Origin of the sequence: Corallococcus sp. AB038B (genome assembly GCF_003668955.1) — a bacterium.
Classification (GTDB): Bacteria; Myxococcota; Myxococcia; order Myxococcales; family Myxococcaceae; genus Corallococcus; species Corallococcus exiguus.
This window is the reverse complement of record NZ_RAWO01000233.1, coordinates 1-409: the sequence shown is the minus strand read 5'-3', so window position 1 is coordinate 409 and position 409 is coordinate 1. Positions and strand designations below refer to the sequence as shown.

General features: G+C 33.0%; 1 protein-coding gene. It reads right to left on the bottom strand.

What is annotated here, in order from left to right; translation table 11 throughout:
• On the bottom strand, nt 1–409 hold a 409-nt coding region (locus D7Y04_RS46220), incomplete at both ends, for a hypothetical protein (protein ID WP_233601875.1).

Here is a 409-nt window from a genome sequence, read left to right as displayed (position 1 = left end):
TATAAATTTCAATACTTCGATTTGGTGAATTTCCAACAGCGATGAAATGTGAATTATTGTAATGATTTATATCCATAGATAATTTCGGTCCAGGATGATATTCACTAAAATGATAACCAACATGATGAAGTCTGATACAATTGATAGTTGCCATTGAATGATTATTTGAATTAAATTTCCATAAACAAGACGTAGCATACATTAATGAAGATGAGAGATTACCCGCTTTGCGATACCCAATAGCCACTGCGTGATCACCTGTTGCCGTCAGGCTTATATCACAGGGTGTAAAAGCTAAATATCCGGTAGTTGGTTGGATTTCGTATAGATGATTTAACAGTATATCATACATATATGAAAAATTGTAATCAAAACCATACGCTACTAATCCATCGTCTGATACTTTAAA